Source organism: Streptomyces sp. NPDC022910, from assembly GCF_055561075.1.
In genome coordinates, this window is record NZ_JBVHHL010000103.1 from 1 (window position 1) to 13,462 (window position 13,462).

Sequence of the window (13,462 nt, forward strand, 5' to 3'; positions counted from 1 at the left end):
TGCAGCAGCGTGGACTTGCCGCCGCCGGTGGGGCCCTGGATGACGAGCCGGTCGCCGTCGCCGATGGTGAGGTCGACGCCGTCCAGGGCGTTGATCGTCTCCTTGCCGCGTGTGTAGCGCTTGGTGACGCCTCTGAGTTCGTACATGGGTGCAACTCCTGGGATAGCGGTGCGGGGCGGGCCTATTCGACGCGGCGCAGGGCGTCCGCCGGGCGCAGCCGGGAGGCGCGCCAGCCGCCGAAGGCACCGGCGATCAGACCGCCGGCCACGGCGAGGGTGACCGCGAGGGCGATGGTGGTGAGACTGACCGGCGCGGTGAGCGCGACCTCAAGGGACTTTGCGGCCTGGCGGCCCGCTCCGCCGAAGCCACGTCCCATGCCACCGCCGAAGGCGCCGCCTCCGCCGCCTCCGCCGCCTCCGCCGCCTTTGGCGCCGAGCTGTGCCGTCAGCGTGGGACTGATCGCGGTGACGGCGTACGCACCCGCCAGGCCGAGCGCGATGCCGAGGGCGCCGCCGACCAGGCCGTTGACGACGGCCTCGCCGACCACCTGCCGGGTCACCCGGCCCGACTTCCAGCCGAGCGCCTTCAGCGTGCCGAACTCGCGCACCCGGCGGGAGACGGCCGAGGAGGTGAGCAGGCCGGCGACCAGGAACGCGGCCACCAGCACCACGATGGACAGCCACTTGCCGACGCTGCTGGCGAGGCTGGAGGCGGTGGAGAGCGAACCGGAGACGGTGGACGCAAGGTCGGCGGAGGTGGTGACCGTGGTCCCCGAGACGTTCGTCTGGATGGTCTTCTTCACGCCGGCGATCTGCTGCGAGTCGGTCGCCTTGACGTAGATCGTGGTGACCTTGTCCTTCGCGTCGGCGAGCGTCTGGGCCTGCTGCAGCGGGATGTAGAGGTTGGCCGCCGAGTCACCGCTGTCGGCCGTGGCGATGCCGATGATCTGGAACTTGACGCTCTTGATGGTGACCGTGCCGCCGACCGTGAGCTTGTTCTCCTTGGCGTACGCCGAGTCGACGACGGCGACCTTGGCGTTGGTCTCCGAGGTCTTGAAGGTGCGACCGCTGGTGATCTTGGAGGAGGTCAAGGGACCGAGGGCGGCCTTGGTGACGTCGGTGCCGTAGACGGAGTAGCGGTTGACGTCGAAGTTCGCGCCCCCGCCCTCGACACTGCCCTGCGGATCACCCTGGCGGCGAGCCTGCCGAAGGCTCTTCTTGTACTGCTTGAACTCGCCCTGCGTGAACTGGCCGCTGATGTCGATCACTTGGAGGCTGAGCCCGCCGACGGCCTCCGAGACCCCGTGCTGTGCGCCGACCTCGGTGACCGTGCTGCTCCCCAGCGTCTGAAAGCCCTGCACCATGACGCGGTCCGTGCTCTGCGTCTCGTCGGAGCCGTTGCTGCCCGCGTTGAAGTTGAAACGGGGCCGCTGCGGGCTGCTCGACGTGGTGTCGGCCGCCTTCGTGACGGTCATGTCGGTGCCCAGCCCGTACAGCGACTGCAGCACCTTGTCCTGCGCTCTCCCCATGCCGGAGGACACTGAGGTGACCACGATGACGAGAGCGATGCCCAGCGCGAGCCCGGAGGCGACGACGAGGGACGCCCTTCTCCGGCGGCGCAGTTCGCGCCTCAGGTAGGTGAAGAACATGATCGCAAGCTATGAGGGCACCCTGATGAACCAGTAAGCCCAACATTTAAGCTCTATGAGAACCCTGTGGCAGACCCTGCGATGAACTGTGCAGGGGCTCGGACGGGAAAGGGACCGGCGCCCGGCTGGTACGGGCCGAGGCCCTGCCGGTTCCAGCGTCGGCAGGGCGCGCCGACCCCGCTGGCAGCGGCTTTGAAAGGCCTCTTCACACTCGTGCACTCAGGCTGACCTCGAGCTGGGCGACATGCTCGGCGGAAAGCTGCAGTTCGGCGGCGGCCGCCGAACTGCGCGGTGCGCGGCCGACTGCACCCGGGGATCGGGACCACCACGGGGGACAGAGCGAACATCCACGCGAGACACACGGCACTCACCTCGAACGGTCCGATGCGGCGGGTCTGCATGATGGTTCAGCTCTTTCTGCTAAGTCGCCAATCGATGGATTAGCAATTACTTATCTACTAATATTCTGAATCATGGAACTTCGACATCTTGAGTACTTTGTCGCCGTGGCTGAGGAGCGGCACTTCACGCGTGCCGCCGAGCGACTGCTGGTGTCCCAGTCGGGGCTGTCCGCCTCGGTGCGCTCCCTTGAGAGAGAGCTGGGCGCCCAGCTCTTCCGGCGCAACACTCGCAGCGTGGATCTCACGGAGGCTGGCCGGGCGCTGCTCGACGAGGCCCACCGTACCCTGGCCGGAGCCCGCGCCGCCAAGGACGCGGTGGCCGCCGTGAAGGGGCTCCTGCGGGGCACCCTCTCCCTTGGTAGCGAGCAGTGCCTGGGCGCGGTGTGCGTCTCATCTCTGCTGGCCGCCTTCCATGGCAGGCATCCGGCGGTGGAGATCCACATGCGGCAGGGCGGCTCGCAGGCCCTGGCCGAGGATGTCGCCGCCGGGCAACTCGATCTTGCGTTCGTCGCGCTGAACGACCAACCCCCGGCCGGCGTAAGGCTGTTGCCTCTGTCGACGGAACCAATGGTGCTGATCTGCCACCCCGCGCACTCCCTCGCGTGGCGTGGGCAGGTGGAGTGGAAGGAACTGGACGGCGAGACCTTCGTGGACTTCGCCCCGGACTGGGGTGCACGCGCCGTCTCCGACCGCACCTGCGCGGAAGCCGGCATACGGCGGCTCGTCGCCCTGCAGGTCAACGACGTGCACAGTCTGCTTGAGCTGGTCGGGCACGGCCTCGGCGTGGCCCTGGTCCCCGAGCACATCGCGCACAAGCCCCAGGCGGCCTCCCTGAGTGCCGTGCGGCTGGCCGGCGAGGACGCTGCGCTCTGGCGGGCCGCGGTCGCCGTGCCGGCTCCCGAGCGGATGGCACCGGCCGCGCGACGGCTGCTGGCCTTGGTCCCCGGGCACGATCCGTCTCCCGGCCAGGGACCTGCCGACCTTTAGCCTTGCGGGGTCACATCACCCCCTCGGGCGTGGCGCCCTCGATGGAGACGGCATCGGCCGTGAGGTCGTCGATCAGCGAGAGGTCTTCGGCGCTCAGCTCGACGTCGGCGGCCGCGGCGCTTGCCTTGATATTGGCGCTGCTGCGCGCTCCCACGATGGCCACATGCACGCCCGGACGTGCGAGTACCCAGGCGATGGCCAGCTGTGCCACCGTCATCCCGCGGCCCTGAGCGAACTCCGCCAGCCGCCGCACGACCGCCAGATTGCGCTTCAGGGCGTCCCCGGTGAACGCTGTGGCCTGGCTCCGCCAGTCCGCTCTCCTCGAGAACGTGGTGCTCTCGTCGAACCGCCCGGTGAGAAGGCCGCTGGCGAGTGGGCTGTAGGCCAGGACGCCGATGTTGTGCTCGATCGTGTAGGGCAGCACCTCGGCCTCGATGCCGCGACGGAAAAGGTGGTACGGGGGCTGGAGCGTGTCCACCGGCCGCACCGCGGCGAACTCGGCCATCTGCCGGGCGTCGTAGTTGGACACGCCCGCGAACCGGATCTTGCCTTCGTCGACGAGCTCCTGCAGTACGCCGGCTGTCTCGCAGCGATACAAAGTCCCCGTCGCAAGGCGGACTGTGATGGGCGGCGCCCTCAATCCGCCTCACCTCGGCCTGGGTTCCTGAACCGCCATGAGGCTCCTCGACACGCTCCGAATACACCGAAACGGTCTTGTAGCGCCGAAGGCCTTGTTCTGACCGGCATCCCCCGCTGAACGTCGAACGCCGGTGCGCATGCCCCGGTGCGGGTCCCCTGGACCGGCCTTCCGGCGTGCCGCGTGTCCCGGATAGCGGACTCTACGAGAGCGCGCAGCGGCGTGGGCCGGCATCGCTCCCGTTGCGCGGTCGCTCAGGCCGTGCGCCGTCGCGGACGGCCGGTGGCGATGCTCACGTCGGCGGCGTCCTGGAAGAGGGTGCTGACGTACGAGTAGTCGCGGTCGGCGTCCGGGCCCTGTGTGAACATGCCGTACAGCTCGTGCGCCAGGTTGGCCAGCGGCATGGGAACCCCGGTGCGGCGGGCCAGGTCCCGTGCCAGCCCGGCATCCTTGTACATCAGGCGCAGCGCGAACCCGGCTTCGTACTCGTCACGCAGCAATGTGCGCGGAACCCACCTCTCCAGGGCGGTGCTGCCGCCGGAGGAAGCGAGCACGATCTCCCGCAACTGCTCCGGATCCAGCCCGGCCTTGGCGCCCAGCGTGAACGCTTCCGCATTGGCCACCATGATCACCGCGCTCAGGATGTTGTTGCAGAGCTTGGCGGTCTGACCGGTGCCCAGCGGGCCGGTCCGGAAGGTCTTCCGGCCCAGCGCGTCCAGCACTCCCGACACCCCATCCACATCGGTGTCCTCCCCGCTGGCCATGATGGCGAGCGTGCCGTCGGCCGCCCGCTCAGGACCCCCGCTGACCGGGGCGTCCACCAGCCGGACGCCTGCCGCGGCCAGCCGCTCCCCCAGCGCCACGACACCGTTCGGCGCGACGGTGCTCATGTTGAGCAGGGTGAGCCCCCGGCGGGCCCCCGCGACCACCCCGTCGGACCCCTCGGCCACCTCCAGCAACTGCGGCAGGTCGGGAACGAGCGTCACGACCACCTCGCAGTCCCGGGCAGCCTGCGCAGGGCTCCCCGCAACCCGCGCACCCTCGGCCCGCAGCTCCTCGGCCGCCTCACGCCTGCGGTGCGGCACCACGGTGACGTCGAAGCCCGACTTGAGCAGAACGCGCGCCATCGGCGCGCCCATGGCCCCCAGCCCGATGACGGCGACGGAACGGTGGGATGCGGTGGTGTCCGGCATGACGGATGCCCTTTCGAGAGATGGTTGTCGGTGCTGCGGCGGTGATGTGGTGCGAGCGTCAGCCGCCCGGCGTGGCGGTGCGGTCGGCCAGCAAGTCGGAAAGCCGTGGCGCGGTGATGGGAAGGTCCTCGATGAGGAGGCCGAACGGTGCGACGGCGTCGTTGACGGCGGCGGTCACCACGGCGATCGCGCCCATCACCCCGCCCTCGCTCATGCCCTTCATGCCGCCCGGTGTGCGGCGGCTGGGCGTGTTGCAGTCCAGCACCTCCAACCGCGGGGCCTCGCGGGCGGAGGGCAGGACGTAGTCGCGGAAGGTGGAGGTGAGGTTGGCGCCGTCGTCGCCGTAGGCCATCGCCTCGTAGAGCACGCCACCGATGCCGAGCATGACTGCGCCGTGGAGCTGGCCCTCCACCACTTTGGGGTTGATCACGGTGCCGGCGTCCTCCGCGACCAGGTAGCGCTCGATACGCACCTGGCCGGTCACCGGGTCGACGACGGCTTCGCACAGATGCGTGGCGTTGGAGTACGTCATGGGCGGCGGGTCGTAGGCGACCTGCGCGACCAAGCCGGGTTCCACGCCCTCGGGCAGGGACAGCGGGTCGAGGTACGCGGTGCGAGCCAGGTCCGCCAGCGACAGGCCGGTGCGCACCCACCCGTCGTCCTTGAGCCGGACGACCTCGCCGTCCCGGATGTCGAGGTCCGGGCCGGGCGCGTCCGGGATCCGGCAGCGGGCGACGGCCAGCGCCTTCTGTTTCAGCCGCCGGGCGGCCAGCAGTGCCGCGCCGCCGCCCGCGGTGCCGCTGCGGGCGCCGCGGGTGCCCATGCCGTAGGGGGCGACCTCCGTGTCGCCCAGCCGCACCGCCACCGCCTGCGGGCGCACGCCCAGCCCCTCGGCCACCGCCTGCGCCATCGTGGTCTCGTGCCCCTGACCGGCCGGGGCGATACCGACCGACGCGACCACGGCACCGCTGGGGTCGATGCGCACCCAGGCGGCCTCGTGGCCCGAGCCGGGGATACCCGCCGCACGGTAGAAGGCGGAGCCGTAGGTGGTCGGCTCCACCAGGCACGCGATGCCCAGGCCTCGGTGGACGCCCCTCTCCCGGTCGGCGCGCTGTCGCGCCCGGAAGTCCTCGTATCCGAACGCCTCCAGCGCGGCCCTGAACGTGCGGTGCGGGGTGATGTCCTCGTACGTCTCTCCCACGGCGGTCACATAGGGCAGCTCCGACTCGCGGAGCATGTTGCGCTCGCGCACCTCGATCGGGTCCAGGCCCAGCTCCCTGGCGATGGCGTCGATGGTGCCCTCGGTGACCCAGGTGCAGATCGCCATGGGCGCGCGCATGGGGGACGCGGGCGTCTTGTTGGACAGCACCACGGTCATGTCGTACTCGTAGTCCGTGAGCCGGTAGACGCCCGGCAGCATCATCGCCACCACCCGCAGCATGTAGTTCGCCGGGAAGAAGGAGTACGCCCCGAAGTCACTGGCCAGGCTTGCGCGCAGCGCCAGGATGCGGCCCTCGGCGTCGATGGCGGCGGCGATCTCGGCGCTGTCCTCGCGGGCCGCCAGGGCGGCGGTGAGATTCTCGGCGCGGTCCTCGCGCCACCGCACCGGGCGGCCCAGTTCGCGGGCCAGAGCGGCCACCGCGAGCTCCTCCCGGTGCACGATCAGCTTCTGTCCGAAGGAGCCGCCGACATCCCGGACGACCACCCGTACCTGGTGCTCGGCCAACCGCAGGCGTGCGGCGAGCTGGGTGCGGTACGGGTGCGGCACCTGCGTGCCGGTGTACATGGTCAGCTCCTCGCGCCCGGCGTCCCACACAGCTGCGCAGCCGCGGGTCTCCATCGGTGCGTGGGTCATCCGGCGGTGGGAGAAGCGGGTACGCACCACGCGGTGGGCACGGGCGAAGGCACCTGGTACGTCTCCGGCGCGGAAGCTCTCACGGAACACGACGTTGGAGCCGGCCGACTCGTCGACCAAGGGCGCCCGGCCGGCCATGCTCTCCGCGAGGTCCAGCGCCGCGGGCAGCACGTCGTACTCCACGCGCACCAGCGCCGCCGCATCCTCCGCCGTGTACCGGCTGTCGGCCACGACGACCGCGACCGGGTCCCCGGCGAAGCGCACCTTCCGCGTGGGCAGCGCTTCGCTCTCCAACGGGAGCAGGCCGTCGATGGGCGGAGCGACCCGCAGGGGGGTCGTCCACCGGGCGAGGTCGGCGCCGGTGAACACCTCGGCCACCCCGGGTATTTGGAGGGCGGCCGAGGTGTCGACGGACACGATGGCCGCGTGGGCGTGTGGGCTGCGCACGAAGTGGGCGTGGAGCGCGCCGGGGAGGTCGATGTCGTCGACGAAAGAGCCGGTGCCGTCCAGCAGGCGCCGGTCCTCGCGACGCGGGATCGGGGCGCCGAGGGCGCCGGTGCCCGCTTCCTCCGCCGTCGGACCGGCCGCAGGCTCCTCGTGCACGGACGCACCGGCCGCACGGCCCTCCCGTACGGCGCGCACCGCGGCGGCGAGGATGTTCTGGTAACCGGTGCAGCGGCACAGGTTACCGGACACCGCGTGCTGCAGTTCCTCCTCCGACGCCTCGGGGTGCTCGGCAAGGTGCGCGGTCAGCGTCAGCAGAATCCCGGGCGTGCAGAAGCCGCACTGCAGGCCGTGTTCCGCTCGGAAGGCCTCCTGCAGCGGATGGAGCCCATCCGGACCCGCGAGACCCTCGACGGTGGTGATCTCGTGTTGCTCGGCCTGGACGGCGAGCATCAGACACGAACGAGCCGGCTCGCCGTCCACCAGCACGGTGCACGCCCCGCACACCCCGTGCTCACACCCGACATGCGTGCCGGTCAGGCCGCAGCCCTCGCGCAGGGCGTCCGACAGCAGGGTGCGCGGTTCGACGTCCACTCGGTGCGGGCACCCGTTGACGTTCAGCTGCACGCTCGTCATTGCATCGTCTCCCTCGCTCGGCCGACCGCGTCCGCCAGCGCCCGCAGGGCCAGAAGGTGCACCATGCGGCGGCGGTAGTCGGCGCTCGCGTAGCCGTCGCTCACCGGGTCGGCGCTGCCGTGGAGCCGGTCGGCGACTTCGGCTGCCCACTCCGGGTCGGGCCGGCGGCCGGACAGCGACTGTGCGCCCACCAGCGCGTACGGTGCCTGTCCCGCGCCCGTCACGGCGGCCCGCAGCGACGACACGGTGCCGTCGTCCGCCAGCGCCACCACGGCGGCCACCGTCACCAGCGGGAACGCGTAGGCACCGGGTCGGCTCAGCTCGCGAAAACCCCAACCGTCGCGAGCCGACATCCGGGGGAAGGTGACGCCGACCACCACCTCGTCCGGTCCGATCCCGCCGGGCCGCAACAGCGTGGCGACCGGGGCCGTACGGGCGCCCCGTGCGGTGCGCAGTTCCGCGCGCGCATCCAACAGCACCGCCACGCCGGGCAGTTCGGCGGCCGGGTCGGCGTTCGCGATACTCCCGCCCAGCGTGCCGCGGGTGCGTACGGCGGCGTGCCCCACGCGGGCCGCCGCGGCCGACAGCACCGGTACAGCGGTACGCACCAGCGGGTCCGTGGCCAGGGCCGCGTGCCGGGTGACGGCGCCGACGACCAGCGCGTCAGAGCCGGTGTCCAGGTGCCGCAGCCCCTCGGTCGCATTGATGTCGAGCAGGCGCCGCACGCCGCGCCGGCGTTCATTGAGATCCGGCAGCAGGCTCTGTCCGCCTGCCAGTAGGACGTCCCCCTCGTCGAACGTGGCCAGAAGCTCCGGCAGGTCCCGCGGCCGCGCGTAGCCGAAAGGTGCCGGCTTCATTCCGCCGGGCCGAAGGCGGTCCCGCGCTTGGTCAGGTCGTCCATGCCCGCACCGCCTTCCGCGACGGCCACGACCTCGAACTCCTCGACGGCGTCGGGGCCATGGCCGACGATGTCCGTGACCTTGGACGGCGCCGTCGCCAGCGCGGCCACGAACTCGCGCCGGGCCTCGTCGCTCTCCCACAGGTAGGTGCCGGCGAAGAAGGAGCCCGGCTTCATGGTCCAGATCTTCTCGATGAGACCGGGCCGGCCGGTGAACCGCGGCTGCGACTCGTCGCGCACATAGTCGCGCAGACTGTCACTCACCTGATTTCCGCTGCCTTCGAGGGACCAGCGGGTCGTGAGTCCGTACATGGCAAGACCTCCAAGTTCGTTGTGGTGCGGGGTGAGGCCGCCTGGACGGCGGGCGGCCGGCGTCGGCCCAGGGCGCCGCCTTCTGTGCACGCGGCGCGCGGCGCGCCGGAGCGGATCGGTGTCCGGAACGCGGCTCGCGACATGCCGAAAGGGGACGGGAACGGATCACACGAGCGGCGACACCGACGAACCGCCAGGTGAACTCTGCCCGGCACGGGCTCTGACGCGTGCGCGGGTCAGCGGGACAGCAGTTCCTTCAGGGCCGAGTCGATGAACGCGACGTCCACCGGGTTGCTGCCGCCGCCGGCGAAGTGGCCCCACACGCCGGGGATGACACGCACCTCCGCGTCCGGGATGAAGCCTGAAGCCCACTCCTCGTCCTCCGGCGGGAAGTACAGATCCTTCTCCGCCGGCATCGCCAGGACCTTGGCCTTGATGGACTTCAGCGCCTTCTCGGTGTCGCCTTCGAAGCCCGGCGTGAGCCCGACGTCGGCCTTCTGCCACGTCCACAGCATGGTGAGCAGGTTGTTGGCGTCCCGGTCGTCGAGGAAGAAGCCCTCCCAGAAGCCGACGAGGAAGTCCTCGAGAGAGGTGAACCCGAGCTGCTTGTACACCTGCTGCCAGTAGAACGCCTGGGAGAAGCCCCAACCCGCGTACACCCGGCCGGCGGCCCGCAGGCCGATGTTCGGCTGCTCGTCGTACCAGCCGCCCCGGAACGCCGCGTCAGCGGTCAGCGCCGCCTTGACCCCCTCGAGGAACACCTGGTTGTGCTCGCTGGTCTTGGTGGACCCGCAGAACGGCGCGATGCGCTCGACCATCTCCGGGTAGGCGACCGCCCACTGGTAGGTCTGGCCGGCGCCCATCGACCACCCGGTCACCAGCGGGAGGCGCTCGATGCCGAAGTGCTCGGTCACCAGGCGGTGCTGAGCGCGCACGTTGTCGTACATGGTGACGTGGGGAAAGCGGGCGCGGTCATACGGTGCCGGCGTGTTGCTGGGGGAGCTGGACAGGCCGTTTCCGAACATGTTGGGCACGATGACGAAGTACTTCGCCGGATCCAGGGCCATGCCCTCGCCGATGAGCCATTCGTTGTCCCAGTGCCTGCCCGAGTACCACGTCGGGTAGACGACGGCGTTGCTCTTGTCTGCGTTCAGGGCGCCGTACGTCTGGTAGGCCAGCTTCGCGCCGCGCAGCGTCGCACCGTGCTGGAGCGTGAAGTCGCCCAGCTCGAACACGTGGTGATCGGTCATGCGATGAACTCCTGATCCCGGGCCGCGCACCGTCGGCTGCGCCCGCCGCGGCCCTGCGGCTCGAGATCAGCCAGGGAGTCGGCAGTACACCGGCCAAGAAAAATTTTCTACGGAAAGTAGTTCACGCCTCGAGCACCCTGTCAAGCCGGCTGTCACGGCGTGACCTCAACCGCACATGACAAGCAAAGAGGAGAATCAGGCAGGTCACACCCAACGCGGCCACAAAACGCCTTCCGGACGGCCGGTCCCACCGCTTCGGTGCCTGCGCCAATCTCGTCGACGCACTCTGCGGCGTCGCCATGTGTCTTGACCGGCCACTGGTGGACCGGCCGCAGACGCCGGCTTCGGGTCCGGCTGTCAGGAACGCGACGGTCGGCAGTCGCTCGAACCGGTCCGGGAACGCGTCAGGAGGCCGGCGAGGACCTCAGCCGCATGGCGAACCAGCAGGAGTTCCTGACGGCGATCGCCACCCGGTCAGCTGGGCGCCGGTGTGGGGCGGCCTCTGCTGGTGCTGTTCGTCATCGGCTTCCTGTCCAGCTTCCTGGCGGTGCAGGCAGCGGTCTCACGCTGCCTGTGGGGCTCGGCCCGCGACAACGCGCTGCCCGGCGCGCGCCGTCTCACCAAGCTCGCGGGCCCCGAACGTCTCCCGGTCAACGCCATCGCCCGGACCGCGTTCGTGGCGGCGTTCCTGGTGCTCGCGGCGGGCTCCCGGCTGTACGGGGTGCTGGTCAACTTCACCACGATGGGGTTCCAGATCGCCTTCGCGATTCCCGTGGTCGGCGCCGCACTCGCCCGCCTGCGCGGCACCTGGCGACCCGGTGTCTTCAGCCTCGGGCGATGGGGCACCCCGATCACCGTGCTGGCGGCACTGTGGACGCTCGCCCAGACCGTCAACATCGCCTGGCCCCGCGCCTCGCTCGGCGACACGTGGTATCTGCGCTGGAGCATGGTGATCACCACCGCCGTACTGACCGTCGTCGGCGCGCTCGTCTTCGCGGCCGTACACACCCGCATCAAGCAGCCGCTGGCCGACCGTCTGAACGTGGGCACGCCGGCGGCGCGTCAGGAGCACCACTGTTCGGATCGACGAACCCCAAGCCCACCGGCAGCTTCTGCTGATGGCACCGGCCGTCTGACGCACCCCCGCGGACGCGACGCCCCCTGATCGGGCGGGCAGCGGGAAGCAATCTGGGTCGTCGTTCGTTACCCTGAATGATAAACTAGACGTTTAGTTTTGGTTGGAGGGTGGACGTGCGCACGACCACACTGGGAAGAACCGGGCTGCGGGTGTCCCGCGTCGCCTTCGGCACCTGGCAGCTCGGAGGCGACTGGGGCGGCTTCTCCGAGGACGAGGCCAAGGCCGCCATCCGCCGTGCACGCGATCTCGGCGTCAACTTCTTCGACACCGCCCGGGCCTATGGCTTCGGCGCCTCCGAGCGACTGCTCGGCGACGCTCTGCGCGGTGAACTGCGCAGCAACCGCGACGAGCTGGTGATCGCCACAAAGGGCGGCCTGCGCGAGACCGGCAGCGGTGTCGCCCGCGACGCCAGGCCCGAGGCTCTGCGCGCGGGCGTGGACGCCAGCCTGACAGCGCTCGACGTCGACCACATCGACCTCTATCAGGTGCACTGGCCGGACCCGAAGGTGCCCGTCGCCGAGACCGCCGGGGCGCTGAAGGAACTGATCGACGCCGGAAAGATCAGGCACGTCGGGGTGTCCAACTACGACGCCGAGCAGATGGCCGAGTTCGCCCTGACCCTGCCGGTGGAGACGCTGCAGCCGCCGTACCACCTGTTCCGCCGCGAGGTCGAAGGCACGATCCTGCCCTACACCCGCGCCCACGACATCGGCGTGCTGGTCTACGGGCCACTCGCGCACGGCCTGCTCACCGGCGCGCTGGGCGAGAACACCCCCTTCCCCGACGACGACTGGCGCGGCAGGAGCAGCGTCTTCCGCGGCGAGATCTACCGGCGCAACGTCGCCGTCGTCCGTCGACTGGAGCAGTTCGCCCAGCCCCTGGACCTGTCGGTCAGCCAACTGGCCATCGCCTGGACACTGGCCCACCCGGGCGTGCACGTGGCGATCGTCGGCACCCGGCGTGTCCACCACGTCGAGGAGAGCCTGGCCGCGGCGGACATCACGCTGAGCGAGGCGAACCTGAAGGACATCGACGCCATCATGACCGCGGCCACCCCGGTCGCCGGCCCGTCCCCGGAGACCGTGTGATGAACGCCAACAGCACGAAGATCGCCTTCCTCGGCACCGGGGTCATGGGCGCGCCCATGGTGCGGAACCTGCTACGCGCCGGCTTCGACGTACGTGTGTGGAACCGGACGAAGGTGAAGGCGGAGGCGCTGGCCGCCGACGGCGCGTACGTCGCCTCGTCGGCGGCCGAGGCGGCCAAGGGCGCCGAGCTCCTGGTGACCATGCTCTCCGACGGCGCAGCAGTGGAGGCGGCGACGACCGGGGACGAGGGGGCGTTGTCCACGCTCCCGACGGATGCCGTGTGGATCCAGATGAGCACCGTCGGCGCCGAGTGGACACAGCGCCTGGCGCGCCTGGCCGACCAGCGGGTCGGCTTTGTGGATGCTCCCGTGTCCGGCAGCTCGCTGCCCGCCGAACGCGGGGAACTGCTCGTCCTGGCCTCCGGCGATCCGGCCCTGGAGTGCCGGGTGCGTCCGGTGTTCGAAGCCGTCGGCCGCCGGACCGTATGGCTCGACCGGGCCGGTGACGGGAGCCGGCTGAAGCTCATCCTGAACAACTGGCTCGCGGTACTGGTCGAGGGGATGGCGGAGAGCCTGAGCCTGGCCACAGCACTCGGGCTGGATCCCGCCCTCGTCATCTACATCATCGAAGAAAGCGCTCTGCATTGCGAGTTCGCGGTGGCCAAGGGGCGCGCCATGCTCAAGGGCGACTTCGCCCCCGGCTTCCCGTTGCGCCATGCGCACAAGGACGTCGGGCTCGCAATCGAGGCCGCCGACGGCCGCGGTGCCTCCGTCCCGCTCACCGAGGCCATCGTGCGCCAGTGGCACGAGGCCGTCTCACAGGGGTACGGCGACGACGACGTGTCCGCGGCGATCAACGCCGTCCGCCCGTCGCGGTGCGGCTAGTACTACAGGGCTAGATCTGCATCATCTGGATGCGCATGCGTCGGCGGAAGTGGTGCCTGCGGGCCTCAACTTGGTGGCGACGGCGGAACGT

At 70.4% G+C, this 13,462-nt stretch carries 11 protein-coding genes and 1 pseudogene; 4 read left to right on the forward strand and 8 right to left on the reverse strand.

Features of this window, described 5'->3' with window-relative positions; genetic code table 11:
• Both ACZ3TS_RS41090 and ACZ3TS_RS41095 read right to left on the reverse strand, forming a co-directional pair.
• A pseudogene (locus ACZ3TS_RS41090) lies at positions 1-146 on the reverse strand (ABC transporter ATP-binding protein); the annotation flags it as partial.
• Between the two features lie 35 nt (positions 147-181).
• Positions 182-1,648, reverse strand: a complete 1,467-nt coding sequence (locus ACZ3TS_RS41095; protein ID WP_467627838.1) for an ABC transporter permease — start codon at positions 1,646-1,648, stop codon at positions 182-184.
• A 473-nt stretch (positions 1,649-2,121) separates the two neighbouring features.
• On the opposite strand from ACZ3TS_RS41095, the gene ACZ3TS_RS41100 reads away from it, so the two are divergent.
• The gene (locus tag ACZ3TS_RS41100; protein ID WP_467627840.1) at positions 2,122-3,036 is read left to right on the forward strand and encodes a LysR family transcriptional regulator; all 915 of its coding nucleotides are present in this window, start codon (positions 2,122-2,124) and stop codon (positions 3,034-3,036) included.
• Positions 3,037-3,046: 10 nt separating this feature from the next.
• On the opposite strand, the gene ACZ3TS_RS41105 is transcribed toward ACZ3TS_RS41100, so the two are convergent.
• The 6 genes from ACZ3TS_RS41105 to ACZ3TS_RS41130 form a co-directional block, all read right to left on the reverse strand.
• A complete protein-coding gene (locus ACZ3TS_RS41105) occupies positions 3,047-3,676 on the reverse strand; it encodes an aldo/keto reductase (protein ID WP_467627843.1) in 630 nt (209 codons plus the stop codon).
• Between the two features lie 251 nt (positions 3,677-3,927).
• Positions 3,928-4,866, reverse strand: coding sequence for an NAD(P)-dependent oxidoreductase (locus ACZ3TS_RS41110; protein ID WP_467627846.1), 939 nt, complete (start codon positions 4,864-4,866; stop codon positions 3,928-3,930).
• A 58-nt stretch (positions 4,867-4,924) separates the two neighbouring features.
• Complete coding sequence (locus ACZ3TS_RS41115) at positions 4,925-7,801, reverse strand: molybdopterin-dependent oxidoreductase (protein ID WP_467627848.1); 2,877 nt, start codon at positions 7,799-7,801, stop codon at positions 4,925-4,927.
• Entirely contained in the window at positions 7,798-8,658 is an 861-nt protein-coding gene (locus ACZ3TS_RS41120; protein ID WP_467627851.1) for an FAD binding domain-containing protein, read from the reverse strand. The genes ACZ3TS_RS41115 and ACZ3TS_RS41120 overlap by 4 nt, the downstream gene beginning before the upstream one ends.
• Positions 8,655-9,011, reverse strand: coding sequence for a hypothetical protein (locus ACZ3TS_RS41125; protein WP_467627853.1), 357 nt, complete (start codon positions 9,009-9,011; stop codon positions 8,655-8,657). The genes ACZ3TS_RS41120 and ACZ3TS_RS41125 overlap by 4 nt, the downstream gene beginning before the upstream one ends.
• A gap of 236 nt (positions 9,012-9,247) precedes the next feature.
• Positions 9,248-10,261, reverse strand: coding sequence for an alpha/beta fold hydrolase (locus tag ACZ3TS_RS41130; protein WP_467627856.1), 1,014 nt, complete (start codon positions 10,259-10,261; stop codon positions 9,248-9,250).
• A gap of 490 nt (positions 10,262-10,751) precedes the next feature.
• Here ACZ3TS_RS41130 and ACZ3TS_RS41135 point away from each other — a divergent pair, with 490 nt between their 5' ends.
• The 3 genes from ACZ3TS_RS41135 to ACZ3TS_RS41145 all read left to right on the forward strand — a co-directional run bounded on the left by ACZ3TS_RS41135 (position 10,752) and on the right by ACZ3TS_RS41145 (position 13,371).
• Positions 10,752-11,426 (forward strand): amino acid permease, encoded by a 675-nt coding sequence (locus tag ACZ3TS_RS41135; protein ID WP_467627858.1) that lies wholly within the window; start codon positions 10,752-10,754, stop codon positions 11,424-11,426.
• 86 nt (positions 11,427-11,512) lie between these two features.
• Positions 11,513-12,487 (forward strand): aldo/keto reductase, encoded by a 975-nt coding sequence (locus ACZ3TS_RS41140; protein ID WP_467627861.1) that lies wholly within the window; start codon positions 11,513-11,515, stop codon positions 12,485-12,487.
• Positions 12,487-13,371 carry an NAD(P)-dependent oxidoreductase gene (locus ACZ3TS_RS41145; RefSeq protein WP_467627864.1) on the forward strand — a complete coding sequence of 295 codons (885 nt, stop codon included), beginning with the start codon at positions 12,487-12,489 and terminating at the stop codon, positions 13,369-13,371. Before ACZ3TS_RS41140 ends, ACZ3TS_RS41145 begins: the two co-directional genes overlap by 1 nt.
• The last annotated feature ends 91 nt before the right edge of the window (positions 13,372-13,462 follow it).

Coding starts and splice junctions, on each gene's coding strand:
- ACZ3TS_RS41095 (WP_467627838.1), bottom strand. CDS start 1,648: ATGTTCTTCACCTACCTGAGGCGCGAACTGCGCCGCCGGAGAAGGGCG.
- ACZ3TS_RS41100 (WP_467627840.1), top strand. CDS start 2,122: ATGGAACTTCGACATCTTGAGTACTTTGTCGCCGTGGCTGAGGAGCGG.
- ACZ3TS_RS41110 (WP_467627846.1), bottom strand. CDS start 4,866: ATGCCGGACACCACCGCATCCCACCGTTCCGTCGCCGTCATCGGGCTG.
- ACZ3TS_RS41115 (WP_467627848.1), bottom strand. CDS start 7,801: ATGACGAGCGTGCAGCTGAACGTCAACGGGTGCCCGCACCGAGTGGAC.
- ACZ3TS_RS41120 (WP_467627851.1), bottom strand. CDS start 8,658: ATGAAGCCGGCACCTTTCGGCTACGCGCGGCCGCGGGACCTGCCGGAG.
- ACZ3TS_RS41125 (WP_467627853.1), bottom strand. CDS start 9,011: ATGTACGGACTCACGACCCGCTGGTCCCTCGAAGGCAGCGGAAATCAG.
- ACZ3TS_RS41130 (WP_467627856.1), bottom strand. CDS start 10,261: ATGACCGATCACCACGTGTTCGAGCTGGGCGACTTCACGCTCCAGCAC.
- ACZ3TS_RS41145 (WP_467627864.1), top strand. CDS start 12,487: ATGAACGCCAACAGCACGAAGATCGCCTTCCTCGGCACCGGGGTCATG.